Source organism: Glaciecola nitratireducens FR1064, assembly GCF_000226565.1.
Lineage (GTDB): Bacteria > Pseudomonadota > Gammaproteobacteria > Enterobacterales > Alteromonadaceae > Glaciecola > Glaciecola nitratireducens.
The window spans coordinates 846,966-873,943 of the sequence record NC_016041.1; the positions used below are offsets into that span (position 1 = coordinate 846,966).

General features: G+C 42.3%; 27 protein-coding genes. 17 read left to right on the forward strand and 10 right to left on the reverse strand.

The features are described from left to right. The first annotated feature begins 14 nt into the window (after positions 1-14). From GNIT_RS03680 to GNIT_RS03710, 7 genes are all read left to right on the forward strand, one after another. Complete coding sequence (locus GNIT_RS03680) at positions 15-1,034, forward strand: FAD:protein FMN transferase (RefSeq protein WP_041246286.1); 1,020 nt, start codon at positions 15-17, stop codon at positions 1,032-1,034. Between the two features lie 65 nt (positions 1,035-1,099). Continuing rightward, complete coding sequence (gene nqrM / locus GNIT_RS03685; RefSeq protein WP_014107791.1) at positions 1,100-1,333, forward strand: (Na+)-NQR maturation NqrM; 234 nt, start codon at positions 1,100-1,102, stop codon at positions 1,331-1,333. 174 nt (positions 1,334-1,507) lie between these two features. Continuing rightward, positions 1,508-2,569 (forward strand): DNA polymerase IV, encoded by a 1,062-nt coding sequence (dinB, locus tag GNIT_RS03690; protein ID WP_014107792.1) that lies wholly within the window; start codon positions 1,508-1,510, stop codon positions 2,567-2,569. Positions 2,570-2,685: 116 nt separating this feature from the next. Then, positions 2,686-4,236, forward strand: coding sequence for a M17 family metallopeptidase (locus GNIT_RS03695; RefSeq protein ID WP_014107793.1), 1,551 nt, complete (start codon positions 2,686-2,688; stop codon positions 4,234-4,236). Positions 4,237-4,244: 8 nt separating this feature from the next. Beyond that, positions 4,245-4,454: a DUF1653 domain-containing protein gene (locus tag GNIT_RS03700; RefSeq protein WP_014107794.1), complete on the forward strand. Its 210-nt coding sequence runs from the start codon at positions 4,245-4,247 to the stop codon at positions 4,452-4,454. A 131-nt stretch (positions 4,455-4,585) separates the two neighbouring features. Further along, on the forward strand, positions 4,586-5,449 hold the full coding sequence (locus GNIT_RS03705) for an MBL fold metallo-hydrolase (protein WP_014107795.1): 864 nt from the start codon (positions 4,586-4,588) through the stop codon (positions 5,447-5,449). Further along, on the forward strand, positions 5,425-5,946 hold the full coding sequence (locus tag GNIT_RS03710) for a GNAT family N-acetyltransferase (protein WP_014107796.1): 522 nt from the start codon (positions 5,425-5,427) through the stop codon (positions 5,944-5,946). Before GNIT_RS03705 ends, GNIT_RS03710 begins: the two co-directional genes overlap by 25 nt. Before the next feature lie 5 nt (positions 5,947-5,951). Here GNIT_RS03710 and GNIT_RS03715 read toward each other — a convergent pair whose 3' ends face one another. Both GNIT_RS03715 and GNIT_RS03720 read right to left on the reverse strand, forming a co-directional pair. Further along, positions 5,952-7,634, reverse strand: a complete 1,683-nt coding sequence (locus tag GNIT_RS03715; RefSeq protein ID WP_014107797.1) for an amidohydrolase — start codon at positions 7,632-7,634, stop codon at positions 5,952-5,954. 41 nt (positions 7,635-7,675) lie between these two features. Further along, positions 7,676-8,683: a serine/threonine dehydratase gene (locus GNIT_RS03720; protein WP_014107798.1), complete on the reverse strand. Its 1,008-nt coding sequence runs from the start codon at positions 8,681-8,683 to the stop codon at positions 7,676-7,678. Positions 8,684-8,936: 253 nt separating this feature from the next. Between GNIT_RS03720 and GNIT_RS03725 the strand changes: the two genes are divergently transcribed. After that, positions 8,937-9,311 carry a PH domain-containing protein gene (locus GNIT_RS03725; protein ID WP_014107800.1) on the forward strand — a complete coding sequence of 125 codons (375 nt, stop codon included), beginning with the start codon at positions 8,937-8,939 and terminating at the stop codon, positions 9,309-9,311. A gap of 229 nt (positions 9,312-9,540) precedes the next feature. Here the strand turns inward: GNIT_RS03725 and GNIT_RS03730 are convergent, their stop codons facing one another. Then, positions 9,541-11,766: a S9 family peptidase gene (locus GNIT_RS03730; RefSeq protein ID WP_014107802.1), complete on the reverse strand. Its 2,226-nt coding sequence runs from the start codon at positions 11,764-11,766 to the stop codon at positions 9,541-9,543. Positions 11,767-11,836: 70 nt separating this feature from the next. Between GNIT_RS03730 and GNIT_RS03735 the strand changes: the two genes are divergently transcribed. From GNIT_RS03735 to GNIT_RS03745, 3 genes are all read left to right on the forward strand, one after another. Next, positions 11,837-12,466, forward strand: coding sequence for an NAD(P)H-binding protein (locus GNIT_RS03735; RefSeq protein ID WP_014107803.1), 630 nt, complete (start codon positions 11,837-11,839; stop codon positions 12,464-12,466). Between the two features lie 138 nt (positions 12,467-12,604). Beyond that, positions 12,605-12,973, forward strand: coding sequence for a hypothetical protein (locus GNIT_RS03740; protein ID WP_014107804.1), 369 nt, complete (start codon positions 12,605-12,607; stop codon positions 12,971-12,973). A 106-nt stretch (positions 12,974-13,079) separates the two neighbouring features. Further along, positions 13,080-13,601 (forward strand): YgjV family protein, encoded by a 522-nt coding sequence (locus tag GNIT_RS03745; protein ID WP_014107805.1) that lies wholly within the window; start codon positions 13,080-13,082, stop codon positions 13,599-13,601. Positions 13,602-13,675: 74 nt separating this feature from the next. On the opposite strand, the gene GNIT_RS03750 is transcribed toward GNIT_RS03745, so the two are convergent. Further along, positions 13,676-14,083: an ExbD/TolR family protein gene (locus GNIT_RS03750; RefSeq protein WP_041246616.1), complete on the reverse strand. Its 408-nt coding sequence runs from the start codon at positions 14,081-14,083 to the stop codon at positions 13,676-13,678. 197 nt (positions 14,084-14,280) lie between these two features. Further along, complete coding sequence (locus GNIT_RS03755; RefSeq protein WP_014107808.1) at positions 14,281-15,111, reverse strand: CLCA_X family protein; 831 nt, start codon at positions 15,109-15,111, stop codon at positions 14,281-14,283. 193 nt (positions 15,112-15,304) lie between these two features. Here GNIT_RS03755 and GNIT_RS03765 point away from each other — a divergent pair, with 193 nt between their 5' ends. Beyond that, a complete protein-coding gene (locus GNIT_RS03765) occupies positions 15,305-16,612 on the forward strand; it encodes a mechanosensitive ion channel family protein (RefSeq protein WP_014107809.1) in 1,308 nt (435 codons plus the stop codon). A gap of 73 nt (positions 16,613-16,685) precedes the next feature. Here GNIT_RS03765 and fldB read toward each other — a convergent pair whose 3' ends face one another. Together fldB and GNIT_RS03775 are read right to left on the reverse strand one after the other, a co-directional pair. Next, on the reverse strand, positions 16,686-17,240 hold the full coding sequence (gene fldB / locus GNIT_RS03770; RefSeq protein WP_014107810.1) for a flavodoxin FldB: 555 nt from the start codon (positions 17,238-17,240) through the stop codon (positions 16,686-16,688). Between the two features lie 5 nt (positions 17,241-17,245). Further along, positions 17,246-19,324 (reverse strand): metallophosphoesterase family protein, encoded by a 2,079-nt coding sequence (locus GNIT_RS03775; RefSeq protein WP_014107811.1) that lies wholly within the window; start codon positions 19,322-19,324, stop codon positions 17,246-17,248. 210 nt (positions 19,325-19,534) lie between these two features. Between GNIT_RS03775 and GNIT_RS03780 the strand changes: the two genes are divergently transcribed. Then, positions 19,535-20,689: a hypothetical protein gene (locus GNIT_RS03780; protein WP_014107812.1), complete on the forward strand. Its 1,155-nt coding sequence runs from the start codon at positions 19,535-19,537 to the stop codon at positions 20,687-20,689. A gap of 89 nt (positions 20,690-20,778) precedes the next feature. On the opposite strand, the gene msrA is transcribed toward GNIT_RS03780, so the two are convergent. After that, positions 20,779-21,318, reverse strand: a complete 540-nt coding sequence (gene msrA / locus GNIT_RS03785) for a peptide-methionine (S)-S-oxide reductase MsrA (protein WP_014107813.1) — start codon at positions 21,316-21,318, stop codon at positions 20,779-20,781. 130 nt (positions 21,319-21,448) lie between these two features. On the opposite strand from msrA, the gene GNIT_RS03790 reads away from it, so the two are divergent. From GNIT_RS03790 to GNIT_RS03805, 4 genes are all read left to right on the forward strand, one after another. Beyond that, a complete protein-coding gene (locus tag GNIT_RS03790; RefSeq protein WP_014107814.1) occupies positions 21,449-21,838 on the forward strand; it encodes a thiol-disulfide oxidoreductase DCC family protein in 390 nt (129 codons plus the stop codon). Between the two features lie 121 nt (positions 21,839-21,959). Then, on the forward strand, positions 21,960-22,745 hold the full coding sequence (locus GNIT_RS03795) for an SDR family NAD(P)-dependent oxidoreductase (protein WP_014107816.1): 786 nt from the start codon (positions 21,960-21,962) through the stop codon (positions 22,743-22,745). 142 nt (positions 22,746-22,887) lie between these two features. After that, on the forward strand, positions 22,888-24,318 hold the full coding sequence (locus GNIT_RS03800; protein ID WP_014107818.1) for a sodium-dependent transporter: 1,431 nt from the start codon (positions 22,888-22,890) through the stop codon (positions 24,316-24,318). A 96-nt stretch (positions 24,319-24,414) separates the two neighbouring features. After that, the gene (locus GNIT_RS03805; protein WP_041246288.1) at positions 24,415-25,209 is read left to right on the forward strand and encodes a formyl transferase; all 795 of its coding nucleotides are present in this window, start codon (positions 24,415-24,417) and stop codon (positions 25,207-25,209) included. Between the two features lie 63 nt (positions 25,210-25,272). On the opposite strand, the gene GNIT_RS03810 is transcribed toward GNIT_RS03805, so the two are convergent. Together GNIT_RS03810 and GNIT_RS03815 are read right to left on the reverse strand one after the other, a co-directional pair. Then, positions 25,273-26,187: an NAD-dependent epimerase/dehydratase family protein gene (locus tag GNIT_RS03810; protein ID WP_014107821.1), complete on the reverse strand. Its 915-nt coding sequence runs from the start codon at positions 26,185-26,187 to the stop codon at positions 25,273-25,275. Then, positions 26,180-26,971 carry a YggN family protein gene (locus GNIT_RS03815; RefSeq protein WP_014107822.1) on the reverse strand — a complete coding sequence of 264 codons (792 nt, stop codon included), beginning with the start codon at positions 26,969-26,971 and terminating at the stop codon, positions 26,180-26,182. Before GNIT_RS03815 ends, GNIT_RS03810 begins: the two co-directional genes overlap by 8 nt. Positions 26,972-26,978: the final 7 nt, after the last annotated feature.

A 26,978-nucleotide genomic window follows, 5' to 3' on the forward strand; every position in this document is an offset into this window, starting at 1 on the left:
CCAACTAGTTATATATGAGGATTGCCTTGAAATTTTTACTGCCTTTTCTATTATTATTTGTATTTTCGTGTGCCCCCCAGCAACCGCTTGAGATTGCTATAACCGGCAAAACAATGGGAACCACATATAATATAAAAGTGGTTCAGCAAAGCGATGCGCCCATCGATATACAGGCACTACAGGCAGAAATTGATGATGCGCTAATTCAAGTTAACGCATTAATGTCCACTTATGACCCTAAGTCAGAGCTATCCTTGTTAAACAAAGCACAAGCAGGACAAGCATTTCCTATATCAGAACAAACCGAATACGTGCTAACAGAAGCCATTAGGTTGAATAACTTGAGCCAAGGCAGCCTTGACATAACTGTTGGTCCTTTAGTCAATCTGTGGGGCTTTGGGCCCGATAAACGACCAGAAGTGATACCTACCCAAACCCAACTAACGGAAATTGCAGATTATGTGGGTATTGATAAGTTCCAGTTAGTTGATGGCGTTGTCACAAAGTTACACTCAAAGTTGTATATAGATTTATCGACAATTGCAAAAGGGTATGGTGTTGATGTTGTAGCTGATATCATAGAAAACAATCAAATAGATAATTACCTAGTTGAAATTGGCGGCGAAATGCGAGTTGCCGGCAAAAAAGGCAATGGCTCTGATTGGCGCATTGCTATTGAACAACCTATAACGACAGAGCGGGCCATACAAAAGATTATCAGTATAGGCGACAATGCCGTAGCCACGTCAGGCGATTACCGTAATTATTTTGAAAAAGACGGTGTGCGCTATTCGCATTTAATTGAACCAACTACCGGGTATCCTATTAAGCATAATCTTGTATCGGTTACCGTAGTGCATCCTTCATCAATGACTGCAGATGGTTTAGCTACAGCGTTGAATGTCATGGGGGCGGATAAAGCAAAGGTTTTAGCAGTCAGCAATGATCTAGCCGTATTTATGATCATGAAGGAAGGCAGCGAATTTATTGAATACGCGTCTCCCGCATTTGTAAGAGATGTTAAACAAAATTAGCGACCGTGTGCGGCAGCATCGCCGTTCAGTCATATTAAAGCATTTTGAAAATTTTAGAGGTAAGCGTGAGTACATTTATTTTAGCATTTGCATTTTTCTTACTGATGGTAGCGGCCATGGCAGTGGGTTATATCCTGCAAAAAAAAACGATTGCTGGCAGTTGCGGTGGTTTAGGGGCAATAGGTATTTCAAAAGCCTGTGATTGCCCAGAGCCATGCGATAGAAAAAAAGCAAGAATGGAAAGAGAAGAACAAAGACAGAAAAAAATAAAGGAATGGCAAGATAACCAAATTCTATAAGCGGCGAACAGTTGAAATACATAACTCCCGCGTCCAATTGTAAAACAACAAAGGCCCTCTCTGTCAAAACAACGCGATGAATAATTGGTAAATCACTAATAGTGTTTTAAACTGTGTGTATATACAGTGTTGCTGAGTTGGAATTCCACATTATTCTGAAGCAAATATTATCTAATGCGTAAGTTTATTCACATCGACATGGACTGCTTTTACGCAGCAGTCGAGATGCGTGACGACCCAAGCTTAAAGCACAAACCAATTGCCATTGGTGGCAGCGCCGATCGCAGGGGTGTCGTAGCTACTTGTAACTATCCTGCGAGAAAATTTGGTGTGCGCTCAGCTATGGCTACCGCAACCGCCCTAAGGCTCTGTCCAGACCTTGTTTTGGTGAAAGGTCGAATGGATGAATACAAAAAAGTGTCGGACCAAATAAAGGAAATTTATTTGCGTTATACCGATGAGATTGAGCCTCTCTCGTTGGATGAAGTCTTTTTAGATGTCACCGAAAGTGAATTGTTTGGCGGGAGTGCTACCTATATTGCTGAAGATATTCGACGTGCAATATTTGAAGAAACAGGCTTAACCGCTTCAGCAGGCGTGGCTCCTATAAAATTTGTGGCTAAAGTTGCTAGTGACGAAAACAAACCGAACGGTATTTGTGTAATTAATCCAGCGCAATTGGACGAGTTTGTTAAGCGCCTCCCCTTGAAGAAAATACCGGGCGTGGGCAAGGTAACACTCGAAAAGTTAAATAAACTCGGGTTATACAAATGTGAGGATATTCGTTCATTCCCCATCGAAAAACTACATAAACATTTCGGTAAATTTGGCGCCGCTCTTTGGAAACGGGCACATGCTATCGATGAAAGAAGACTTTCGACAAACAGAAAAAGAAAGTCGATAGGGGTGGAGCGAACCTTAGACAAAGATCTTGTAAGCTTGGAAGAATGCAAAGAAGTGGTAACAAGGCTGCTGCCTAAGCTTTATGAACGAATTGATACTAAAAAACACAGTCCAATTAAGTCATTGGGAGTGAAACTGAAGTTTGACGACTTTCAACAAACCACTGTTGAACAGCAGTCACAAGAAGTAAACGAGCAATTATTAATCGAATTGCTCGCCAAGGCATTCGAAAGAGGAGATGGTAAAAACGTCCGCTTAGTGGGGCTGCACGTATCTTTGGCAGATAATATTAATGCTGATCAACTCGCTTTGCCCTTGTTTAGTGCAGAATAAGCAATATACTTTAGTTTCATTTCATAATAACAATAATAAGCTATGCAAGAAGTGCCAAGCTCTTTTAAAAGAGAAAATAGACTTCTGCTTAATATGCAATCCTAACGGAGACATCAATGCCTTTTCCTAACGCAGTTTTAGAAACAAATATTGCACAATTGACTCATGAATATGACGCTTATGTATTAGTCAGTAACACGCTGTCGAGTCAGCACTACCCAGATATTCAACAAAATTTAGAGCAGCACCAGTCGCTCGACAAGCGCGTTGGCGGACATGCAGTTCTTGTTGCAGCGGACGTTGTTGGCGGAAGGTTACTGCAAGTGCCTGTAGGTCAATTAGACCGAGACTACGACGATGTTCGCCGCATCTTTGATGCAGCGCGAAACGTCGCACAGACCCTCTTGGACTCAGGTGTACGCAAGCCGCTTCTAGAAATCAATCTAGCGGGCTTAAATGAGAGCCAAGCAGCGCAATTTAAAAATGCTGTCGAAGCGGCATATTTGGGACTATGCCAAGGTTTATGGCAGCCTCTTGAAGCAAGGCAAGCTTTAGATGAACACGAAATTGAACCGATTGAATTCATTGGTTTGATTGACGGCAGCAGTAGCATCGATGTATCTCGTTTAAATGCTATTGAAGCAGGGAAGCGAATTGCACGTGACCTCTGCGGCACTGAGCCTGAGCGCATGGCACCGCCAGGTTTCGCCGATTACTGTGTTGCGGCATTCAAAGGCTCAAATGTGAAAGTAACGGTTGTTTCTGACGATGCACATATCAAACATGAGTATCCTCTGCTGCATGCTGTCGCGAGAGCTTCAATTGAAGTGAAAAGACATCGTCCCCGCATTATTCGCATGGTTTACGAGCCATCGGGCGAAATTACTAAAACACTTTTATTTGCAGGCAAAGGCATCACTTTTGATACTGGCGGCGCTGATTTAAAAGTGAATGGTCATATGGCAGGTATGAGCCGAGATAAAGGCGGCGCTGCAGGCGTTGCCGGTTTTATGAAGACACTTTCTTTACTCGCGCCGAAAGGCATTAAAGTTATCGCAGAACTCGGCGCAGTTCGAAACAGTATTGGTGCTGAAGCCTTTATACCGGATGAAATTATTACTAGCCATGCAGGCGTAAGAGTACGCGTTGGCAATACGGATGCTGAAGGCAGAATGTTGCTTGCCGACCTACTTTCGCATTTGCGAGAAGATGCAGTTAGTGCGGTAAACCCTCAATTGTTTTCAGTTGCAACCCTAACAGGACACGCAGCAATGGCTTTTGGACCCTATACCGCGCTGGTTGAAAACAAACCTGCCCGAGATATGGGTATTGCAAAGCAATTATTCGTGCAGGGTGAACTATGTGCTGATCAGGTGGAGCCATCGCTTTCGCGTCGCGAAGATTTTGACTTTGTTAAGCCACGCACAAAAGCGGATGATGTGTTGTCTTCAAACAATGCGCCTTCTGTAACCACTATGCGTGGTCATCAATTCCCAATGGCATTTTTAACGATTGCGTCTGGCTTGGACAAACATGAGGCTAGCGCAAAACAGCCATTGCCTTTCACTCACGTCGATATCGCGGGTAGCGGCATCGAGGGGCTTGATTGGCAACATGGAAAGCCAACAGGCGCGCCAGTTAATGTGTTTGTTAACACTTACTTATAGGTTTTTAGATGAAAACTGGATTATATAAGCACTATAAAGGCAATAACTATGAAGTCATTGGTGTAGCACGCCACTCGGAAGATGAAACAGAATTAGTGGTTTATAGGCCAACTTATGGTGAGAAAGGGCTTTGGGTTCGTCCACTGGATATGTTTACAGAGAGCATTGAAGTTGATGGAAAACAAATTCCAAGGTTTAGCTATATAGATGAAACGTAATTCGCTATCAGACTACGGTAACTAGTTCTAATATAATTAAGCACTTTTTACTGAATAGCTCCGTATTGAACTAAATTGCAAAAAAACATGTAAACACGAACAATCGAAAAAGTAACATTAAGGAATAAATAATGAAAAATATGATAGGAAAAAGCGTTTTAGCACTATCACTCGCTGGGCTATTTGCATCTTCTGCATTTTCCCAAGGCCGTTTCGATGACGTTGAAGTGAAATCACAATCGGTAGGCGGCTCGGTGCATATGCTAGTTGGAGCGGGCGGTAATATCGGCGTTTCTGCTGGGCCTGATGGACTACTGATCGTTGATGATCAATATGCTGATCTAGCAGACAAAATTGCAGTAAGCCTTGCTGATATAAGCAAAGAGCAGACTCGCTATGTCATCAACACGCATTTTCACGGCGATCACACTGGTTCAAACGCATTTTTTAGTAAGCACAAACAAGCGACGATATTTGCCCATGAAAATGTGCGTGTTCGTTTAGCTGCAGGAGAAGATACCGATCCTGCTATGCTGCCTGTTGTAACGTATGACAAAGGTGTTAAGTTTCATATGAACGGTGACACAGTGCATGTATTCCATCTTGCGTCTGCGCACACAGATGGCGATAGTGCGGTTTGGTTTGAACAACCCGATGTAATGCATACCGGTGATTTATTCTTTAAAGATTGGTTCCCGTTTATAGACTTAAATTCAGGTGGCTCAGTGGTGGGCTATATAGCTGCAGTTGAAACGTTGTTGACGATGATTGATAATGACACGAAAGTTATCCCAGGACACGGTGCGTTGGCTAACAAGGCCGATTACGTGCGCTTCTTAGATATGATTAAGAAAACCTACGCTTATGTTCAGGCTAAAAAGATGGCTGGTATGAGTGAAGACGATATGGTTGCCGCTGGGCTGGAAGATAAGTGGAAAAGCTGGTCTTGGAACTTCATTACTGAAGAAAGATGGATAAGAACCTTATACAAGTAGGTTCTGATATTGAATTAAGGGCAGCCGCAATAGAAGATCTTGCGGCTGTATCCGCTTGGTTTGTTCCCCGCAAACTAGCAAGTTCAGCAGAGGAACGAGAATTAATCCGTCAGTGGGCGGGCCCAAAAATCAGGTACCCCTGTTCAGCCGAACAGCTCGCATTTCATGTTATCAACGGTAATTACCAATCTTTTACACTAACTGAGAACAACAACATTGTTGGCTTTGGCCAAATTCAACTAGTGAAACAGCGTGCGCATCTAGCTCGACTCGTGATTAATCCAAATTATAGAGGTTTGGGCTTGGCTAAACGTTTGTTATCTGAACTTATTGAAAATGCCCAGCAACAAATTCAGGTAAAAGAAGTGTCGTTGTTTGTTTATCTTGAAAACACAACTGCAATTGCTTGTTATACAAAATTTGGATTTGCAGAGTCGGCGACGCCTCCTGGCATAAATGCCCTCGACGGCTGTCGCTTTATGACTCTGCGTTATTAAGGTTTTTATTTAGCAAATACTTGCTGACCATTTATCCATGTTTCTAATACTTGGGTATCGCGAATATCTGACGCTGGCCCAGTAAAGATGTCTCTATCAATAAAGATGAAGTCAGCACGCTTACCTACTTCTAAGGTACCAAGTTTGTCTTCTTGAAAAGCTGCATAAGCTGCGTCTAAGGTAAAGCCACGAAGTGCATCTTCAACAGACACTTTTTCTTCAGGTATCCATCCCATTTTAGGTTCATTTTCACTACTTTGACGCGTCACTGCCGCATGCAGTCCATGAAAGGCGTTCGCAAGTTCTACTGGGAAGTCAGAGCCAAAGGCGATCCTTGAGCCTTGGTCTAAAAAAGTTCTCCAAGCATAGGCTCCTTTTAATCTTGCTTTACCAATGCGATCTTCAGCCATGTTCATATCGCTTGTGGCATGAGTTGGCTGCATTGATGGAATAATACCAAGCTCTTTGAATAGAGGTATATCCTCTACTGCAACAACCTGAGCATGCTCAATGCGATGCCGCTGTGTATTCTCTGGGAAGGTCTTGAAGGTTTTAGCAAACTGCTGTAGCGCTAATCTGTTAGCTCTGTCACCAATTGCATGAAAGTTAAGCTGGAAATTAGCGCCAAGTACCTGTGAAAACAAACTTGGTAAGCTTTCCTGCGGGGTAACTAATAATCCATGATTATCTTTATCATCCGAGTAGGGCTCAATTAACGCAGCTCCGCGACTTCCTAATGCTCCATCACCATAAGCCTTCACACTTCTAATGCTTAGCATATCGTTCTTTGTTGTGATGTGGCCAGCCGCGAGCATGTCATTAATTTGTGGGTCTGTGGCCGCAATCATTGCGTATATTCTAAATTTAAGCTCTCCAGATTGTGCTTGCTGCTGATAAAAATCATACACTTGTTTGCTGATACCTGCGTCATGCACGCTGGTGATGCCTAACGACAATAAATGCTCAGACGCTGCATTAAGTTGCTGGGACAGCTGGTCTACATCCGCCGCTGGGATTAATTTCGTTACCAAAGATTCGGCGTTATCGATTAAGACGCCTGTTGGTTGACCATTTTTGTCTTTTACTATTTCGCCGCCAGCCGGTGAGGGCGTATTTGCGTCAATTCCAGCTAACTTCAAGGCTGCGCTATTTACCCATACTGCGTGTCCATCAACTCTTGATAACACAACTGGACGATCCTTTAGCGCTGCGTCTAAACTTTCTTTACTTGGAAATGCGTTGCTTGACCATAAGACCTGATTCCAGCCTCTGCCAATAAGCCACTGTGTGGTTGTGGATTTCGCGCTGTCTTTTGGTAATGCGTGAGCACTTACAAACTCTAAAACTCTCTTAACCGCTTCGTCTTCACTTTTGGTGCCGCGTAAATCAATTTCTAATAGGTTCTGTCCTAAACCCAAAATATGCCCATGAGCATCAATTAAGCCGGGTAACATAACGCGGCCTTTCCCGTCTATTTTTGTAACAATTCCACCGGGTTCTTGGGTCAGATTCATGCCGACAATAAATTCGTCTTCAAACGCAATATTGGTGAACGTGATTAATTTGCCTTGTTGATTCAAGGTGTAGCCTTTTACATTCTCAATAAACGTAAGTGAGAAGGCCGATGTGGAAAATAACGCGAGTATAAGCGTGCTTGTCCTGAGCAGTGTTTTAAGCATTGATTTCATTTACATTCCTTTTGGTGTCAATTTTATTTTTGTAAAACAGTTTAAGCTTCTGGATTCATTATTGGGGGCTGCGTTAGATAATCCTGCTGCCATATTTTTTGCATTGATGCCTGACTAATATTTCCACCCGATAATAACACTAGCACCTTCTGGTTGGCAGGTTTATCACTCAACCAAGCTGCCACGGCTGCCATGGTCATGGCGCAGGTTGGCTCTATGTGTAATTTTAACAAATGATGTAACCATTGTGTCCAATAAGCAATTTGTTGTTCTTCTACCTCGTAAAAGTCATCGACCGTTTTTAATATTTCGAAGGTATGTTCGCCAATAGCGGGCGTCGCTGCGCCGTCGGCCAAAGTATCTGGCGGGCCATCAAGGCGTTCAATCTTTCCGCTTTGCAAACTTCGCGCAGCATCATTTGCATTTAAAGGCTCAGCACCCACAACCTCAGCATTGGGTAAACGCGCTTTGGTTGCAATAATGGCACCGGATAGCAGACCACCACCACCACATGGGGCAAAAACGCCATTTGGCTCGACGCCAGTTTCTGCTAGTTGCTGCAGAGCCTCTAAGGTTACGGTACCTTGGCCTGCAATAATATCAGGATGATTAAACGGCGGGATCCAAAGCGTTCCTTCCTCATGGCTTGCTTTTTCAACGGCAATATCTGCTTCTTCTCTGCTAGCAAATCTGTTTATTTGTGCACCATAAAACTCAGTTGCCGCCGCTTTGATGGGGGAAATAGTGTCTGCACAGTAAATTGAAACAGGAATGCCAAATTGCCCACAGGCAAAGGCCACTGCTTGCGCATGGTTTCCTGATGAATTGGCGATAACACGTTGAGGAAGTGCTCCTTGCTCATGCAGTTTAGCTAATATGTTGGTTGCTCCGCGTAGTTTAAATGCACCTGTTCGCTGTAAACATTCAGCTTTGAAGTAAATTTGATGACCGAGCCAGTGATTGAGCAAACGCGATTCAAATATCGGTGTTTGTTTTACAATGCCACTAATGCGTGTTTGTGCCGCTTCTATATCAGCTATCGATACCATCTAAAAAATATCCTTTTAGGAGAACACTAATTCGTTTCACCGTGTTTTCATATTAAGCACTAGTTTAAACGTATCCGGTTTTTATATGAAGCGTTAGCAGAAAAAATCTCTGTGCAGCGGGCGGAAGCGCAAGTAAAGCGCTACTTTATGTTTTCGATACCTATCGCAAAGGGAAGTTGTGGAAAAACATTCAAAATTTGCTATTGTCGTTTGCCTAAATAGGAAGACATACACACTTAAAAAGGATGCCGCTATGGGGCTGTTAGATGGTTTATTAGGAAACGCTTCAAAAATTGACGTTTCATCGGTTACGGAAGAACTAGCACCGATACTTTCTAGTGCTGAACAAGTAGTAGAAGCCTACAAAATGGTTCGGGACTTGATTGTATTTACTGATAAAAGATTAATGTTTATTGATAAACAAGGTGTTACGGGTAAGAAAGTTGATTATTTATCAATTCCCTATCGAGCAATTACACAAGTAAAGGTAGAAACTGCGGGGCATTTTGATATGGACTGTGATCTTAAGATATGGGTTTCAGGTCAATCAGAACCAATCGAGACCAAGTTAAAATCCGGTTTGGCGCAAGATGTCCAAAAGACCCTAGCAAATATGATGTTTACCTAAGATAAAGTCAGCGTTAAGTGCACCAACATTACGAACCAACGAGAAACCATAAATGACCATTCTAAAAAACAAAGCCTTAGTAGTCTGGTCATTATTATTGTCGCCTCAATTAAGCTCGGTCGATAACGCAGACATAAAAAATGCGCCTTCGATAGTGAAGGCGCACTGTTAGTAAAAAACAATATCAAGTAAGTACCTTATCTGCTTACTGAATCGTGACCTGAAGCTATTATTCTACCGTTTTCATTGGCTGCAAATGTTTGTCAAAGAAATTGGTGATTGTTTTATACAAATGAATTCCGGTATTTTTACCACGAATGCTATGTTTCTTACCTGGGTAATCCATTACTTCAAACGGCAGGGCTAAGTCCTGCAAATGTTTGTATAACATGGTGCTGTGAGTAAATAACACATTGTCATCCGCCATACCGTGGTAAATTAGCAAATCACCTTTAAGGTCTTTGGCATATGGAAATACGGATGAGTCCGTATAGGCTTGGTCATCTGTCTTTGGATTGCCCATGTACCGTTCTGTGTAATGAGTGTCATATAAACGCCAGTCGGTAACGGGTGCGCCTGACACGCCTGCTGCAAAGTAGTCACCACCTTTGAACATTGTCATCAGCGTCATATAGCCACCGTAGCTGTGCCCATGTACTCCAATTCTTGCTGGGTCAACATAATCTAAGGTGCGTAAAAACTTCACTCCAGCTATTTGATCGTCTACTTCAACAAAGCCCATTTTTTTGAATAACGGATCTTCGAAGGCCTTGCCTCTGTTATATGAACCACGATTATCGACTGTAAAGACAACATAGCCTTTGCTAACCCAATGCTGCATTAATAGACCACGATTGCCACCCCAGCTGTTGGTGACTGTTTGAGCATGAGGACCGCCATATAAATAAACGATAACCGGGTGTTTGCCTTTCAATTCTGTTGGCTTATATAGGCGATAGTGAAGGTCGGTACCATTTTGCGCTTTTATCTTGCCAAACTCCGGCTTAACCCAGCTATCGGTATAGGCAAATAAGGGATGGTCTTTATCGACTTTGTTTTCTTCAAGCCAAGTGATCATGCTGCCGTCGGCTTGATGCAAACTGACTTGTGCAGGCGAGTTAGTGCTTGAATGCGAATCCACATATACCGAAGCGTCAGAGCTGAAGGTCGCACTGTGGAATCGATTCGCTTCACTTAGTCGAGTTATATTGCTGCCATCAAGTGACACTGAATAGACATGACTTTCCAATACAGTGTCTTTGCGTCCTTGAAAGTAGATAAGTCCTTTCTTTTCGTCAATGGCTTTGATGCTTTCAACAACCCAGTCACCTTGGGTGATTTGTCGAACGAGTTCACCGTTATTACGATACAAGTAAAGGTGTTTAAAGCCATCGCGTTCTGAGGCCCAAACGAAATGTTTGTTGTCTGCCAAAAAACGTAAATCGAAATTTAAGTTAACCCACGTGTTGCTGGTTTCTTGCAATAGCACTGTTTGCTCGCCGCTATCAATATTCACCGCGTTCAAGTTAAGTATTTGCTGGTCGCGAGATTGCGTTTGATAAGTCAACGTGGATGAATCCATCCAATTAGCGCGAGCCAAATATATATCTTTGTTTTCGCCCAAGTCTACCCAACGAACTTTGCCACTATCGAGGTTGGCGACAGCCAATTCAATATACACATTATTGCTGCCGGCTTTAGGATACTTCTGCTCTATAGTGCTAATAGAGTCGGCATAGATTTCTGAGCGCACGATGTTGTCAACGGGGCTTTCATCAACCTTCGTAAAAGCAATGTGCTTTTCGTCTTTTGACCACCAATAGCCTGTCATGCGGCCCATTTCTTCTTGTGCGACAAACTCGGCCATGCCGTATTTAATGTCGCCGCCGCCTTTGGTTGTGATGGCTTGTTCTTTTCCTGTTGCGACGTTCATCACATATAAATTTTGCTCACGAATGTAGGAAATAAAGTTTCCTTTTGGTGAGAATTTAATGTCAGTTTCAAATGCGTCTGTCTCTAGTAATCGTTTGGCTTTTTTATCGCCAATTTTAAAGTAGTAGACGTCTCCAGCTAAGGGAAATAGTAAAGCACTGCCGTCATTAGACCAATCATAAGTAATGATGCCGCTGCCGTAGACACGCATCCGCTCGCGGCGCGTTTTTTCTTCGTCGGATAAGACTTCGGGACCAGTATGTAGGTCGTCTGAATTAAATAGAATTTGTGTTTTACCAGTAGGGATGTGATATTCCCATAGGTCATATCGATCGTAGTCAGCTTCTTTTCCTTTCAAAAAAGTCACTCGCTGACCATCTGGCGATACTTGAATACCTTTTGGCGTGCTGCCTGATAAAGAGGGTGACTGGTGAATGCGCTCAATGCTGAGCGTTTCTGCATTTACATTTGAGGTTAAGCTGAACCCAAACGCGCAAGCTAAAGTAATGATTAGTCTGTTCATAATGAATTGTTCGTCGTTCACGTTGTTATTGTTTGAATGGCGCAAAAGAGTATCACAACCTAGGTAAAATATGACTGAAAAATACAAAGCATTGGTGCTCGGCGCGTCAGGTTTAGTTGGCAAAGCGCTGGTTAATCAACTATGTCAGGACGACCGATATTCACAGGTAACGTGTTTGGTGCGCTCACCGTTATCAAAAGCGCAGTACCATGATCCACTAAATAAAATACAGGCCATTGTCATAGACTTCGAGGAGCTTCAGGACTATCAAGGTTACTTTTCAGTTGAACACGTTTTTTGTTGTTTAGGCACGACGATTAAACAAGCGGGTTCGCAGTCAAACTTCCGACGTGTCGATTTTCAGTTTGTGCACGTTGCGGCGCAATTAACGCGGGCACAGCGTGCTAAAAGCTTTGTTTGGATTTCTTCTGTTGGCGCGAACGCGAAGAGTGGTAACTTTTATCTAAAAGTAAAAGGGGAATTAGAAAACGCCATCCTTAGTATGCCGCAGCTAGACAATGCCGCTGCTGTGCGGCCTAGTTTACTGCTAGGGCAGCGCACGCAAAAGCGCACGGCGGAAAGTTGGGGAATTGCCATCATGAAGGTGTTGTCGCCCATAATGTTTGGTCCTTTAGCTAAATATCGACCAGTGAGCGCGAACCAAGTGGCTTATCAGATGATCCAACTGCAAGTTTTCTGAAATAGGACTGGCGATAGAGGGGCATAATTACTATACTCGCGCCGATTTTTAGCTAAAGTTAATCTTAATTTGCATCGATAAGCTATATAGGGACATACTAAGTATGTTCCTTCATGAAGTTTTAAGAGGCAATTCATTATGGCTACAGCTATTCCAACAGATGTTGAAACACTGATAGAAAATATAAGAATTGAACAGTTCTGGTGGGACGGGGTACAAATTAAAATCCCTTTTCATTGCGTGTACGCATGCATTCCTAATCCAGTAGCTGATGAATGGAAGCTGATCAATGGTGTCAAAGTGCCTTTGATCCGTGTCGACAAGTATCTAATCCCGCTTTGGGACCCTTTTCATCAAAACATGTCTGAGATGCCCAAGCTTGCGGTAGTGATATCGCATCATAAAGGCAATCAATTTGGATTATTTGCTTATCCAGCCGATCATATTGATGAACATATTATGCTGTCATACGACGAGTGGTTTGAAACCCAGTCTTCATTTCAATAAGGTATTGTGCGCCTTATGATTACTTTTAGCGGTGTTTCTGCTTTTATTGCAGCTGTCTATCTATAGACAGCCAGCAGCCGATTAATAAGTAATTTACGGAGAACACATGCTCCCAGTAGCAGAAGTTTTTGGCGCAATAGCCGTTGTTTTTAATTTTATTGGATACCGACAAAGCGATATTAACCGATATCGCTTTATTTCATCTATCGCGCTGTTGAGCGTTAGTATTCACTTTTTCTTGTTGGGCGCAATGGCCGCCGGTATTGGCTGCATGCTGGCCAGTATTCGTAATATTGTTGCTATGAAGTATCGTGGTCTACCGGTCCTATTTACCTTCGTGACAGCCAATCTTTGTTTTTTCTTTTATGAATTGTTTTGGTTGAATCATAGCTGGACGATTGTGATTGCCTATGCTTCTTCACTCATATTCACGGTAGGCTCAATTACCCTAACGAGTGCTAAGATGATCCGTCAGTGGTTTATTTTAGCTGAAGTACTAGGCTTAGTTTACGCAATTATGGTTGGCAGTATATTTGGTACGGTATTTAATATAACTAACTTGTGCAGTATATTTTATACATTGTATCGAGATTCCTCGGCAGAAAAGAGCGCTTTACCTAAAGATTAAATGAAGCATAGAGAAAAAATAGCAAAAAAAAACGCTGCATCAAGCAGCGTTTTTGAATTTGTTTTGTAAGAGAGTTACTTCTCTTTTACCAACACTGATATTTTGCTAATACCCGCTAATTTAACTTGGTCCATAACACTAACTACAACACCATGCTCAGTGTTTTCACTGGCTTGAATTGCAGCTGAGTCGGTGTCATTATTTGCTAAATACGTCTGTGCGTTCGCAACAACACGACGGATATCAACAATACGACCGTTCATAAGTATTTGGCCTGACTCGTCAATTCTAATAGATAATGACTTACTATTTGGTGGTGGAGGACTATCGCTCTCTGGCGGACGCGTAGGCTCTAAGCCTTTCTCTGATGAGAAGGTCGTTGTCACGATAAAGAATATCAACATGATAAACACGATATCCAACATTGGTGTCATGTCTACTGCTGCGTCCTCATCACCGGATGTATGTTTTTTTCTTTTCATTTTTACACTCAGTCCTTCTAATTCTGCTCTATAGCAATTCATCTTAGCGAACAACATAGTATAGTAACTTGCTAGAAAAAGCATAGAGTTTTGTAAACGAATTTTACAAAAAACTATTTTTTCTTTCATTTGTTGTCAAAAACTAGCTTTGCGTCATGAATTTAAGCGATTTTGTAATTCTACTTTCCCTAACTCTACTAGTCAGTAGGGCTATGATCAAGGGCTTTACCTAACCAGTTAAAATAAGTTGCCATTTCAACCGCTATTTTCGATAGTTGAATACCGCTTGGATAAATACCTAGCTTTGCTTCTGCACTTTGTTTTGTGCCCTGCACCAAAAATGCATTTTTAATGGGGTGATGTTGAATGCATGCCTCGAAAGCTCGGGCTGCAACTTCTTGCGGTCGTGCGTAATAGAAGCTTTTGAGTTCTTTATCGATGAGTACACTCTTTTGCATGAGTTCGCTTGGCAAATTGCCATTGCCTTCCAAAAAAATAGTTTCAAAGCAAAGAGCCAGTTGGCTATTTAGTGCGTGAGCGTTCATTTGAGCATTTTCATTAAGCCAAATTTCAGAGGCAAACAGATTGCTACCCGATACTGCAAACATTTTACTCGCAATGTAGTGGTCAAAGGCGTGAAACCACTCGTGAGCTAGCGCCCCAGCGCCGGCGTTCTTCGCTAATGAAAGTTGTTTCTTTGCACTATTGTAGTGTGCGCTAGCGTGTTTTTGGCCACCAACCCCGAATCCTAGAGATAATGTGCCATTGAGTGAAATGACGTTTTCAGGTACTTGCAGGATATCCATTAAGTCGCACAGCGCGTCGAAAAAAAGATTTGCAGCAATTCGCTTTTCTTCTTCGGTGACCCATTTGCCTATTTCAATTGAGCAAAAGCGGAAGAGGCGCAATACATCTTGGAAACTGACGTCCGCGCCAGCGCGGTGCTCATCTCCGTTGCGATAGAATTGGGTATGTAAACGACCTTTCTTTGTTTTTGTAGGGTCAGTCTTCGATTGTATTGGATGCATTATTCTCAATTGGCGTTAACTGTGCGTGTAGATTCTGTATACGCGGAATACTCAAAGGCTATCACTTTTTTATCTATTATTCTGATTCAAAGTGCAGAAATACATTGGCTTGAATTCATTCTTGTGCAAGCATTGGCGCGAGTAGCGCTGTACTCGATTCATGTCGAGCAATAATATAAAAGGAAGCACAGCTATGGATTTTTCATCAATCTTAACCGTAATTAACGACAATCTTGATAAAGGATTAGCGTTAATTACGAGCACACAAACCTACGTGCAGTTGGCTATGCTTGTGGTCATTTATGGTATTGCATTTGGAGTTGCATACAAAATACGCCACAGCATTGGCTTAACGCACAACGAGCCTGACGACGTTGCTCACCCACTGCGCAAATTTGCGTATCGAATTGGCGGCGTTTTGTTTCCGCTTATTGCCATTTTGTTGCTGCAAGTATCGCGTAAAGCTGGCGAAAATCTCGAGTACACCCCTTGGGTTATTCAAGTCGCACTTTCTGTTGCAATATTATTGTTCTTTAGCTCCATTATTCGTGCGTTTGTTACTCATCACTATGCGGCGACGCTGTTCCGCTGGGTTGGCTTACCGATATTGTTTTTACATTTAGTTGGACTGTTACCTAGCATTGTCAGTGCCTTAGAAGAAATGTCAATGAGTGTCGGTAACGTCGATATATCTGTTTATGGTGTCGTCAGAGTATTGTTGTTTGGTGGTTTTTTGTTTTGGCTTGGCCGCGTGTCCAATAGTTTTGGTAAAGCCGTTATCAAACGCCAAGAAAGTTTAGACATTCCAACAAAGGAAGTTTTTTCGAAATTATTTGAAGTAACCCTTTTCTGCATCATTGTTTTGTTGTTACTAAATGTAATGGGTATCAATCTGACTACGCTAGCTGTATTTGGCGGTGCTGTAGGTGTCGGTATCGGCTTAGGTTTGCAGTCTATCGCCTCGAACTTTATATCAGGTATCATTATCCTTCTTGACCGCTCTTTAACGGTCGGTGATTTTGTCGAATTAGGTGATGGTCAAAAAGGATTTGTACGCGAATTTAAGATGCGCTATGCCGTTTTAGAAACCTATGATGGCAAAGATATACTGGTTCCAAATGAAAAGTTCATTTCAGACTTTTTAGTTAACTGGACGCATAAAGATCCCAAACAGCGATATCGCGTCGATTTTTCCGTGCCCTATGCTACGGACGTTCGCAGCATGGTTGAGTTCATCAAAGTTGCCGTTGCCGAGCATCCTCAGGTTTTGAGTGGCGAAAGCGTGCCTTTCGAAGAGCGTCCAGATTGTGAAATAGATAGCTTCGGTGATTCAGGCATCAACATGTTTGTAGAGTTTTGGATGATTGGCGTTGATGACGGTAAAAATCGTGTCGGTGGCGACTTAATGCTGACTATTCTTGAAACTCTGAGAGAGCACGGTATCGAAATTCCATTCCCTCAACGGGAAGTTAGAATTCTTGATCCAGAGCAGCAAGCCTAGGCTTGCTGTGTTATCGACTCAATGGTGTAAACAGAGCATAGAGTGGATGTAGACCCTGTGTGGGCTTGCAAGGCTAAGCAGTTGTCCACTCTTCAAAAATCTGTGCGCACCACTGCTTAACGCGCTCGTCGCTCTGATCATATTGATTTTCATCGTCTAAAGACAAGCCAACAAAAAACTCGCCGTCTTCAGTTAACGCTTTTGATGCGGTAAATTCATAACCCTGATTTGGCCAATAGCCGATAACGTCGCACCCTAAAACGATTAATTCGTCATGCAGCATTCCTAAGGCATCTTGAAACCAATCTGCATAGCCCAATTGGTCTCCTAACCCGAAGAGCGCAACTGTTTTTCCCGCCAAATCCAGTGCTTTGATATCGTCCCAAGTAGACTCCCAGTCTTCTTGCAATTCACCGAAATCCCAAGTTGATATGCCGTATAAGACTAGATCGTATTGTGTCGATTTTTCAAGTGCGTGTTCTTTAATGTCGAACATACTGATATTCGCTTCGATTCCTTGTTGACTTGCGATGGACTCCAACTCAGTTTGTATTTTTTCACTCGCCATCTCTGTATAGCAGGTGGTTGAACCATAAAAAATGGCAATTTCTTTTTTTGCTGAACTCATTACTCTTACTCTGCCTCGGCCTGTTTATCTGAACCTACCTGTGAATATTTTGAAAACCTTGATTTGGCTTTTGAAAAGCTGACGTATTCGCCGTCACTGCATAACAGTGCGCAGTCTACCTCACTCGCGTCATCATTCAAGGTTAGAACGCCGATGTTACAGTTATTGACCAGCGTCCCGCTGTGATTACTGGGTTCGCGTTGCTTAACGGACATGTTTCTTCGCATTGTTAGCCAGTTGAGCGGTGAACGAGGGCCATAGAACCACCTGTTTAGCCTATCGAACCATTTTAGCAGCCCAGGCGGAAACTCGTTGTGCAGTCCGCTACTTGTGAATTGAGTTATATGTGGGCTATTACGCCGAAAACGTAAGCTCACATCGTACACAAACGAATAGTGCACGTCTCCCGATAGTATAATGAAATTTGGTGGAGTTTTAAGGTGTCGGAATATGTTCAAAATCACGCTGGCCGTACCTCTATGAGCCATCCAGTTTTCAGCATCGACAACCAGCGCGCCGCCAAAAAAAGTGAATATTCGCTGTACGGTTTCTATAAACTTTACACCGTATATTGGTGCGGGAGACACCATAATAACCGACTCTTTACCCATAATAGATTGCTGAAGCTCGCATAACGCTTCCCAATCCATGAGCCCTGAGGGTTTATTCAACGACGATTCTGAGCGCCAACGTTGGGTTCGGGTATCCAGCACATGCACAGGCGGTTGCGTTGCCAGCTCATAGTGCCATTGATCAAAGTGAAATAATGTTTCGATGAGCTTGTTGTGCGAATCGCCGTATATCGCAGTATCTTTTGAATCACCTGAAGCGGTATTTGCGCAGCTGACTGAGAATTCTTTGTGGAATTCACTAAACAATGGCTCTATTTTTAATCTAGGATTGCCACAGCCTTGGCACAAAAAGTAGGCGGTCATTGCGTTTCCGATAATGCGCTTAGAAAAGGGATGTCCGTAGACCTGTTGCTCCCAGCCTCTTGTTAAATTCCAATCGTCGGTAACGTCATGATCATCGAACATCATATAGCTTGGCACATGAGCAAGGGCGCGATGAACTTTTGCTAAACCTGCTTGAAATAGCTCTATGTGTTGTCTTTCTTTATCATATATCTCTTGGTTTGATTCGCTCAGTTCCTGTTTGTTTAAATCAACAAATTGCCAGAGTGTCGGAGACCAAGTTAATAGATACATCGCTAACATTTCGCTCAATGCAATAAGATGATTTTTGGCATTTACCGACGTGAATACGGGTTTACGTTTAGCGCCAAAAAACGTTTTGGTCAGCTTGTCGTTAGCTTCAATCTCTGGCAGCAATAGCTCTCGTTGATAAAAGCTATGTTCATGTGACATTAACTCGATTAGGTCATTGAACGTTGCTCCATCAAACTGCTCATTGTGAAGTCCTAACAACTTAATTATTTGATGTACGGCGTGCAGCATCGGTCCTGACACATCATCGATATAAACTTGGTCGCCTGTCATCAGCATCAAATCAGGGCGATTTATGCTTTTGCTTTCGCTCGTTTTCGATGCATTCACTTTATTGGCCAATTCATCAGCCACTAAATTGTCTAGTTGCGGTAACGCGTCTTGACCATGAAAATGTGGCTTACGGCAAGAGCCTTGAGTTACTTTAGTTAAGTGTTGATTGAATCGAAAGTTAGGCAGTGTATGTCCCTCGTAAACTAAGTGGGGCATATCTTTTAGAACACTTTGAAGCAGCATTTCTTCGGTGCTAGCAATCGCCTTATCGGCATTATTTGAATTTATATCGAGCTTACTTTGAAGGTCACTTAATAAATCATAATGATATAGCGCTCCCGACTGAATCAAGGGTTCATCGGTGGTTGATTCTAGGGTAATTAATTGAATGAAAGCGCGCTGCCCAACGCAAAATGTGTCTTGTTGAACATTTGCATGCTGCATGTCAACGGCATTGCCATGTGTATCAAACAAGACCGGTTTTATGTTGATTGCTACAGAACTTACCAACCACCAAACAATACGCTGATTGTCAGTGTGGCGCAAAACAGGACCAGCCATGACCGTGGGGAGTGATTGCGTCAATGTGTTCTTAGCTCCTTTGGGACACTGTCCTAGGACTCTCGTTAGTCTAAATACTCTTAGTTTAAACGATGCCCCAAGATTTTTGTTAACCTGACAACTTTATTTTATTTTTGTACGTAAGTTGTCATCAATAAGTTTGCCGTCGACGTGTATACTCGCTGGCTGCTGTTATTTGTACTAGTAAAATATATACCACTCAAAGGATATAGAATGAAAAAGCTCATGGCGATAGTTGTTGTCTCATCAATTGTAACTTTCTGTGTTGGCTGCACGCCAGACCAAAACAGTGCTGATGTCATTACTGAGGATGTAATTGCCTATAATAAAGCCAGTAAAGCTGTGCCACTAGTAGGCAGTTGGATTATCGATCTTGATGCTGGCGTGATGATAGATCCACAAACTTCGGGATTGAAATATGACAACGGCTATTTGTATTCGCTTTCTGATGCAAGCGCGCATGCTAGCCAAGTAAAAAGATTACACAAAATTTCGCCGGATGATAGTCAAATAATGGACAAACTTGGGCCAACCGAATTCAGTGATAGCGTGAGAAACAGCTGCTTTTATGATTACCTTGCTGGTAAACCAGATTATGAAGGACTCGCACCGATACCCAGTGAGGAAAATGCATGGGTTTTTGTAACTGAAGACGCTAGTCGCTCAAAGCAACTGAGCGAAACCTGCCAGCAGCAGTTCGCGAATACAGGCTCAACTTTTTTTCCTACTTTGTTGGTACGTCTAAAGCTAAGTGATGACAGTATTGAAGTAACACACGTTCGTCCTATTCAATTTCCAAGATCAGCACAAGTGGGTGATTTTCCAAACGATGGTATAGAGGGCCTCACCTTTACAAAAGATAATAGATTATTGCTTGGCTTGGAAAAAGATGCTAACAAGCAGCCTAGGGTTTTTGAAGTAACGATAGACGATAAGTTTTGGCAGGCGGCAGACTTTGCTGTGGTATCGGACAGTGAATTGTTGTTACCCACTTTTGAACAAGGAAATCATCCGATCAACGGAATGGATGTGTATTATCCTTCACCGGATAGCGCTGGTTATTTATTAGCGGCGGCGCGCAATGACAGTGAACTTTGGGTTGTCGATTTAGCCAAAAGTAAGCCAACTAAACGTATTAAATTGGCTTTTTTTGCACCCTCAGGTGATGCTGCTTGCGAGTCGACACACTTGATGGACAATGCGTCTATTGAAGGGGTTGCTGTTGTTGATAATTATGTGTGGATGGTCAATGATCCGTGGAAGGTGAATTACCTTAAAAATGTGGTTTGCGCTAGCGACGAATATCGATACCAGCAAATGGCGCCATTGTTGTTTAAGATGAAAATTGAAGATGCTTGGTTCGAGTAACTCTCGCCCTGCTTTTCTGCCGCTCAGACGAAGCCACGTTCAACAGTCAATGCTGTGGTCACAAACGTGGCTGAGTTTTATCGTTTTCTCTATGATTTCTTCAGCTTGCTCACGAAGGTTTTCTTAAAATTCGCTAACTTGGGCGCGACGACCATATTGCAATATTGATTTTGCGGATTATTCGTAAAGTAATCTTGATGGTAATCTTCAGCCTGAAAATAATTATCAATGGGTAAAATTTCTGTTACAACTGGATCTGGCCAAATTTTATTATCTTCAATTTCTTTAACAATCTCTTCAGCCGCTATTTTTTGTTCGTCATTGTGATAATAAATGCCGCTGCGGTATTGGGTACCAGTATCGTTTCCTTGACGATTTAGTTGTGTTGGGTTGTGCAATGCGAAGAAAATTTCCAGTACTTCGCGCAAGGTTAGTTTAGCTGTGTCAAACGTAACCTGAACCACTTCTGTGTGGCCTGTTTCTCCCGTACATACGGCTTCGTAACTGGGATTGTCTGCGTGACCGTTAGAATAGCCTGAATAGGCCGACGTTACCCCTTCAACGGTGTTCATTGCTGTTTCTAAACACCAAAAACAACCGCCACCCAATGTTATTGTTTGCGAACTCATGATTTATCCTATTAGCTGTGTAATTCTTTTACTTGGTACATAAAGTGCGACTAACTAGACCAAATTTCAAGTCATCTATTCTTAATATATTCACGTATAAGAATTAACTAACTATGTAAACGAGGCAAACATGGCATTCACGCTATTTTATGATGGCCTTTGTCCATTGTGCGAAAAAGAAATAACGCATTTAATGAAACGCGATAAAGACAACAATATTGTATTCGAAGATATTTCGCTTCCAGACTTCTCGTCGCGCTATCCGCATCTGAGTTTGGACGAGTTAAATGCTCGCATACACGGTCAGTTAGATGACGGTAGCATGATTACAGGCTTAGATGTTACGCACAAAGCTTGGAGTTTAGTGGGGGTGACTTGGTTGTATGCACCACTGAGATGGCCTGTGATCAGATGGTTTGCAGATAAATTCTATCTGGTATTTGCGAAACATAGATACAAAATTTCGTATTGGTTAACGGGTAAAGAAAGATGCGAGAGCAATCGTTGTAATTTGAAATAGCATTTTTTTGTGAAACAGCAGCAAATGTAAATGACGGTTACGTGAAGTATAAAAAGCGACGAAAAATAATTTTTTCATTAGTCACGCAATGACAATATTGGACTCATCATACGGGAGTAATATGCAACAGACAGATAGCGACAAAAAATATGCACTGGTCATAGGCGCAAACGGCGGTATAGGCAAAGAGGTGGTCAGTCAGGTAAGTGCGCAACAACGATTTGATACGATCTACACTCTCTCTCGCGGTGAGGCTGCTTATAATATTAGTGATTTCAGTGCTCACACAAAGCTTATTCACAAAGCAATGGATACAGCAGATGAAGCGGCGGTGAAGAGCTTCATCGATGAACTAAAGGACAATGGGGTAAAATTGAGCTTAGTGATCTGCACGACGGGGATCCTGCATCAAGAAGCAAATACACAAAGCACACCGGAAGTAGTCGGGCTAAAACCAGAGAAGCGTTTGGAAGACATGCATGAAATGCAGCTGGCCGAGTATTTTAGAATAAACAGCATATTGCCCGCGATTTGGCTGCAGAATCTAGTCAAGGTTGTAGATAAGCAAGGTGCCAACCTTGTTTTCTTTAGCGCCCGTGTTGGCAGTATCAGTGAAAATGAACTAGGTGGCTGGTATGGATACAGAGCATCGAAAGCTGCGCTCAACATGCTTGTAAAAACTGCAGCGGTGGAATACAAGCGCAGAGCGCCGAACGTCAGCTTAATGTGCTATCACCCCGGAACCGTCGACACAGGACTGTCGAAGCCATTCCAAGCCAACGTAAAACCTGAAAAATTATTCACACCACAATTCACAGTGGAACAGCTTCTTTCTATTTGCGCTGATTTAAATCCAGAGCAAAGCCCATTTTACTTAGATTGGAAAGGTGAAGCTATTGCTTGGTAGGCTATAGGGCTTGTTTTAATCGTTTTTGTAAAGCCGATTTTTATCGGCTTTTTTATTGCTTTAAGCTCAAGACTTTTTGTTACGAGGCTGTTAATATCCACCGCTCAACATCAAATAACAAAAATAAAAAGAAGGATTATTGATGAGTGGTTCAAGAGAGCAATTTGGCTCAAAGCTTGGTTTTATTCTTGCTGCTGCAGGTTCTGCTGTCGGCATTGGCAATCTAGTTGGTTTTCCCGTTGGTGCTGCCAAAAACGGCGGCGGTGCTTTCCTATTGATGTATGCCATTTTTGTGGTTTTCATTTGTTTACCGGTGATGCTCGCTGAGATGTCAGTTGGTAGAAACAGCCAAAAAGATCCGCTTGGGGCTTATGCTGCTTTATCGAATCGCTCAGGCGGTTGGCGAATAGCTGGCTGGTTGTCTGTTATTACGCCCTTCATGATTGCGGTATTTTATCTCGTTATCACCGTATGGATATTTGGCTACTTATTACAATCCATGATCGGTAATCTCGACGAGCTTGCCCAGGCCGATACCTTCGGCGATTTTATTAGTGGTAATAGTATCTTTGCGTACATGATTGGCGTGTTGCTGGTGGTGTACCTTATTCTGCAAGGCGGTGTCAAACAGGGTATCGAAAAAGCGGCAAAAATACTGATGCCAGCGTTATTTTTCATGCTTATTGTGCTCGTTATCTTTGTACTCACGCGCGACAATGCGATGGCGGGTGTTGAATTTTACTTAGTCCCTGACTTCTCTAAAATTGATGCTTCAGTAGTGAACGGAGCGCTTTCTCAAGCTTTCTTCTCGCTCTCTTTAGGTATGGGGATCATGATTACTTACGGTAGTTATATCGACAGCAAGGCCGACGTGCCTAGCTCTGCAAAGCTAGTTGCATTGACCGATACTGCTGTGGCTTTTACCGCTGGCCTGATGATTTTACCTGCGATATTTTCGTTTAATCCTGAGATTAATCCAGAGGAGCTGAGTGAGTCTTCGGTCAGTATGATTTTCTCATTTTTACCGCAAATATTTTTAGAATTACAAACAAGTATCGGTTACATCGGTGCAAGTGTCGTTGCTAGTATTTTCTTTTTATTAGTTTTCTTCGCTGCAATCACTTCCTTAGTGTCTATCTTTGAAGTGCCTGTGGCGTCGTTAATGAGCGAAAAAGGCATGGAGAGAAAGCCAGCACTGCTGCTTTGCGGCGTTCTGTTGGTAGTGTTTTCGATAATGTGTGCTTTATCATTTGGACACTCAGAGTTTTTTACTAATTTCATGACTTATGCCGGTAACGATAATTCGTTCTTCACTGTCGTTTATGATGTGTTTTACGATACTATACTACCTCTAAACGGCTTTTTGATTTGTATTTTTGTAATGTACCGCTGGAAAAAACACAACTTTAACGAAGAATTAGATAAAGGTGCACCTAAGTTTAAGAAGAGCTTGTTTGAGCGCTATGTGAACCTGTCTGTGGGTACCTTCATTCCCGTTATTTTACTGGTTATTTTCATCAATACTGTGGCGGTGAAGTATTTTGGTTTCTCGTTGCTGACGGAGTTATTTTGATTTAACTGGCTCACCTCGAAAATGACTTATAATGTAAAGCCAGCGCTCGTCGCTGGCTTTACTTTTTCATAGCGAAATGGATAGAGAAATATAAATATGAAAATTTTGTTTCTTTCTAATAAAGATTTAGCAAGTAATTTTGCACTCAATCGGCTTCTACCCAAAGTGTCAAAAAATAATGAGGTTCATCTTTGGCTGTCGGCAAAGGTTGGAAAGAATAGTGTTTTGCCCAAACAGTTAACATCACTTAAATTTTTCGAGCAAGATTTGTTTAATGAAGTCCTTAGCCCTCTGATCGTTAAATCTAACAATGCATATAAAGCTTTTGATGATTTTAGCTGTTTTTTAAGCTCCGAACTGAAGGAGATTAATCAAATTAACTCGCCCGAGATAGTGGATATTTTGGCGGATCTATCGCCAGACCTGATTATATCTATTCGCTACGGCCAAATTTTAAAAGAGGCGGTTATTAATCTTCCTAAAAAAGGTGTGCTTAATCTGCACTCTGGAATATTACCCAAATATAAAGGCGTTATGGCGACGTTTTGGGCCTTGAAAAATAATGACTGTGAGGTTGGGACTACTCTGCATACCATTGAAAATGGCTCTATAGACACGGGACGCATTATAAAAACGTCTAAAATGAAAAGTAGGGCAGATAAATCTTATCTTTGGCATGTTCTCGAGCTCTATAAGCAAGGTTCTCTCGATATAATGGCTGCTATTGAATCTTTAGAGAGAGATGAATTGCTGCATTCTGAAGCTCAAGAAGAGAGTGATTTATACTTTACTTTTCCTACTGAAATCGAATGTAACGATTTTGAAAACAGTGGATTTAATATTTTAGATGAGCAGGACTACATGACGTTTATTAAAGACAATTATCTATAATATACTGCCACTTTTGTTTGCACCCTGCCCATTGAAGGTTTTTATAAGCTGTGAATTCTTTCGCTACAGCATGCTATAGGGGCTTGGATAACGTAACGTTAGCCCTAGCTCACTTACTGTTTTTTCAGCATCAATCCACTTTCCGTTGATTATTGTCCTATTGTCAGGCGAAAACGCGGGATGACGGATGCCTCTTTGTTTTGCACACCATGTATAGTATTGCTCCCTACTGGGGTGCTCTAAACTACACAGATTCGCAGCGTAAAAATTGTTTTCGAAAAGACCGGTTGCAAATATCCCCGGTTGATTATCATCTACTTTCTCATCTGACTTCCGCAAAACCGCTGAAATGGCCTGAATAACATCCTCTTGGTGGACTAGATTAACTGGGTTTTTACCCATAGTAATATTCGATTTCTGGGATAAGGTAGTGATTGGGTGTCTGTCTTTGCCTACTAATCCAGCAAGGCGAAGCACAGAGCAGCTAAAGCCATTCGCTTTAAGGTCTTTGTCAAGAGTTGCGCCAGATGCCAGTGCTAAGCCTTTCAAGTATTGTTCTAACTCGACATGCGCATTCCCCGATGCGGTGCTTGGTGCTAATGGGGAACCATTAGTCACTCGCCCCTCAAGTTCACCGAATACTGAGGTGGTGCTTATAAAACAGATATGCACGGCAGCGTGCTGGTGAGCATAATTAAAAAGCCGTTTCATGCGCTCGATAAACAATATTGGCTCAAAGTTCTTGCGGCCAGGAGGAATGTTTATAACCACATAGGCATCTTGAAAAAGCTCGTTAGGAAGGTCAGTGACGTCATTTTCATATAGGTCAAACAACACGGTTTGAATGCCTTGACTCGCTAAGGCTCCTGCTTTTTCTGCACTACGTGTTGTGCCGGCAACAGTATGTCCGGCACTTTTAAAATAAAGACCTAATGGGGCCCCTAACCAGCCCAACCCAATGATGAGGTGTTTATGCATTTTTACTTTTTGACACAATATCGACCTTACTAAGTCCCTTAATTTTCTGCACGTTACTTTCAGAGGCATCAATTGTCGTTAACATTTCGCAGAGTACTTTAGCTTCTTTCTCAATGCCATCGGTTTGACTTTCTACTTTGCTTTCGATGTCGTCGCCCATTTTTGACATGCGTTGTTCGAACGACTCCATTGAACCTTCACCGTTTAACATGCTTCTGCCCATTTGAACTAAAAATTCACCCATCGCTTTTTCCATAACATCAGATACGATGAGATCAACCTCAGCATCAAAGTCTGGGCCAAGGCCTAACTCAGTTTGCAGCTTGGCAGAATCAAACGTAAGTGACTCAGGGTTCTGATAGACATGCTTGGTCAACTTGCTATATAAATCGTCTAGCTTAATCTCTAACTGTGAAGCAACTTTGCTTTGTTCGCCCAGAAATCCTCTTAATACTTCACTTACTGCGTAGTTTGCAATCTTTACGCCCTCTGCAGCAACCGTCATCACTTGCGGAATACTTTGTTCAATGCCTTGGTAGTAATCTTGAATCCACTTTGTTTCTTCTGCTGAAAGTGACAACTTTTTGCCATCCAAATACACCATATAGCTATCTGTGATTTTTACTTCCTCATCCGCTGTTGTTTTCACCGTGAGCGTTTTTTCAGCAAAACGTAAATCACCATTTAGATTAATGTCACACTGCTCTGAATGATATTGAGCTGCGCTTGCGTTGAAGGCGGTTAAAGCGCAAAGACCAATAGTGGTCGCGATTGTTTTTTTCATTTTTGAT

Coding starts and splice junctions, on each gene's coding strand:
- GNIT_RS03680 (WP_041246286.1), top strand. CDS start 15: ATGAGGATTGCCTTGAAATTTTTACTGCCTTTTCTATTATTATTTGTA.
- dinB (WP_014107792.1), top strand. CDS start 1,508: ATGCGTAAGTTTATTCACATCGACATGGACTGCTTTTACGCAGCAGTC.
- GNIT_RS03695 (WP_014107793.1), top strand. CDS start 2,686: ATGCCTTTTCCTAACGCAGTTTTAGAAACAAATATTGCACAATTGACT.
- GNIT_RS03700 (WP_014107794.1), top strand. CDS start 4,245: ATGAAAACTGGATTATATAAGCACTATAAAGGCAATAACTATGAAGTC.
- GNIT_RS03705 (WP_014107795.1), top strand. CDS start 4,586: ATGAAAAATATGATAGGAAAAAGCGTTTTAGCACTATCACTCGCTGGG.
- GNIT_RS03710 (WP_014107796.1), top strand. CDS start 5,425: ATGGATAAGAACCTTATACAAGTAGGTTCTGATATTGAATTAAGGGCA.
- GNIT_RS03715 (WP_014107797.1), bottom strand. CDS start 7,634: ATGAAATCAATGCTTAAAACACTGCTCAGGACAAGCACGCTTATACTC.
- GNIT_RS03720 (WP_014107798.1), bottom strand. CDS start 8,683: ATGGTATCGATAGCTGATATAGAAGCGGCACAAACACGCATTAGTGGC.
- GNIT_RS03725 (WP_014107800.1), top strand. CDS start 8,937: ATGGGGCTGTTAGATGGTTTATTAGGAAACGCTTCAAAAATTGACGTT.
- GNIT_RS03730 (WP_014107802.1), bottom strand. CDS start 11,766: ATGAACAGACTAATCATTACTTTAGCTTGCGCGTTTGGGTTCAGCTTA.
- GNIT_RS03735 (WP_014107803.1), top strand. CDS start 11,837: ATGACTGAAAAATACAAAGCATTGGTGCTCGGCGCGTCAGGTTTAGTT.
- GNIT_RS03740 (WP_014107804.1), top strand. CDS start 12,605: ATGGCTACAGCTATTCCAACAGATGTTGAAACACTGATAGAAAATATA.
- GNIT_RS03745 (WP_014107805.1), top strand. CDS start 13,080: ATGCTCCCAGTAGCAGAAGTTTTTGGCGCAATAGCCGTTGTTTTTAAT.
- GNIT_RS03750 (WP_041246616.1), bottom strand. CDS start 14,083: ATGAAAAGAAAAAAACATACATCCGGTGATGAGGACGCAGCAGTAGAC.
- GNIT_RS03755 (WP_014107808.1), bottom strand. CDS start 15,111: ATGCATCCAATACAATCGAAGACTGACCCTACAAAAACAAAGAAAGGT.
- GNIT_RS03765 (WP_014107809.1), top strand. CDS start 15,305: ATGGATTTTTCATCAATCTTAACCGTAATTAACGACAATCTTGATAAA.
- fldB (WP_014107810.1), bottom strand. CDS start 17,240: ATGAGTTCAGCAAAAAAAGAAATTGCCATTTTTTATGGTTCAACCACC.
- GNIT_RS03780 (WP_014107812.1), top strand. CDS start 19,535: ATGAAAAAGCTCATGGCGATAGTTGTTGTCTCATCAATTGTAACTTTC.
- msrA (WP_014107813.1), bottom strand. CDS start 21,318: ATGAGTTCGCAAACAATAACATTGGGTGGCGGTTGTTTTTGGTGTTTA.
- GNIT_RS03790 (WP_014107814.1), top strand. CDS start 21,449: ATGGCATTCACGCTATTTTATGATGGCCTTTGTCCATTGTGCGAAAAA.
- GNIT_RS03795 (WP_014107816.1), top strand. CDS start 21,960: ATGCAACAGACAGATAGCGACAAAAAATATGCACTGGTCATAGGCGCA.
- GNIT_RS03800 (WP_014107818.1), top strand. CDS start 22,888: ATGAGTGGTTCAAGAGAGCAATTTGGCTCAAAGCTTGGTTTTATTCTT.
- GNIT_RS03805 (WP_041246288.1), top strand. CDS start 24,415: ATGAAAATTTTGTTTCTTTCTAATAAAGATTTAGCAAGTAATTTTGCA.
- GNIT_RS03810 (WP_014107821.1), bottom strand. CDS start 26,187: ATGCATAAACACCTCATCATTGGGTTGGGCTGGTTAGGGGCCCCATTA.
- GNIT_RS03815 (WP_014107822.1), bottom strand. CDS start 26,971: ATGAAAAAAACAATCGCGACCACTATTGGTCTTTGCGCTTTAACCGCC.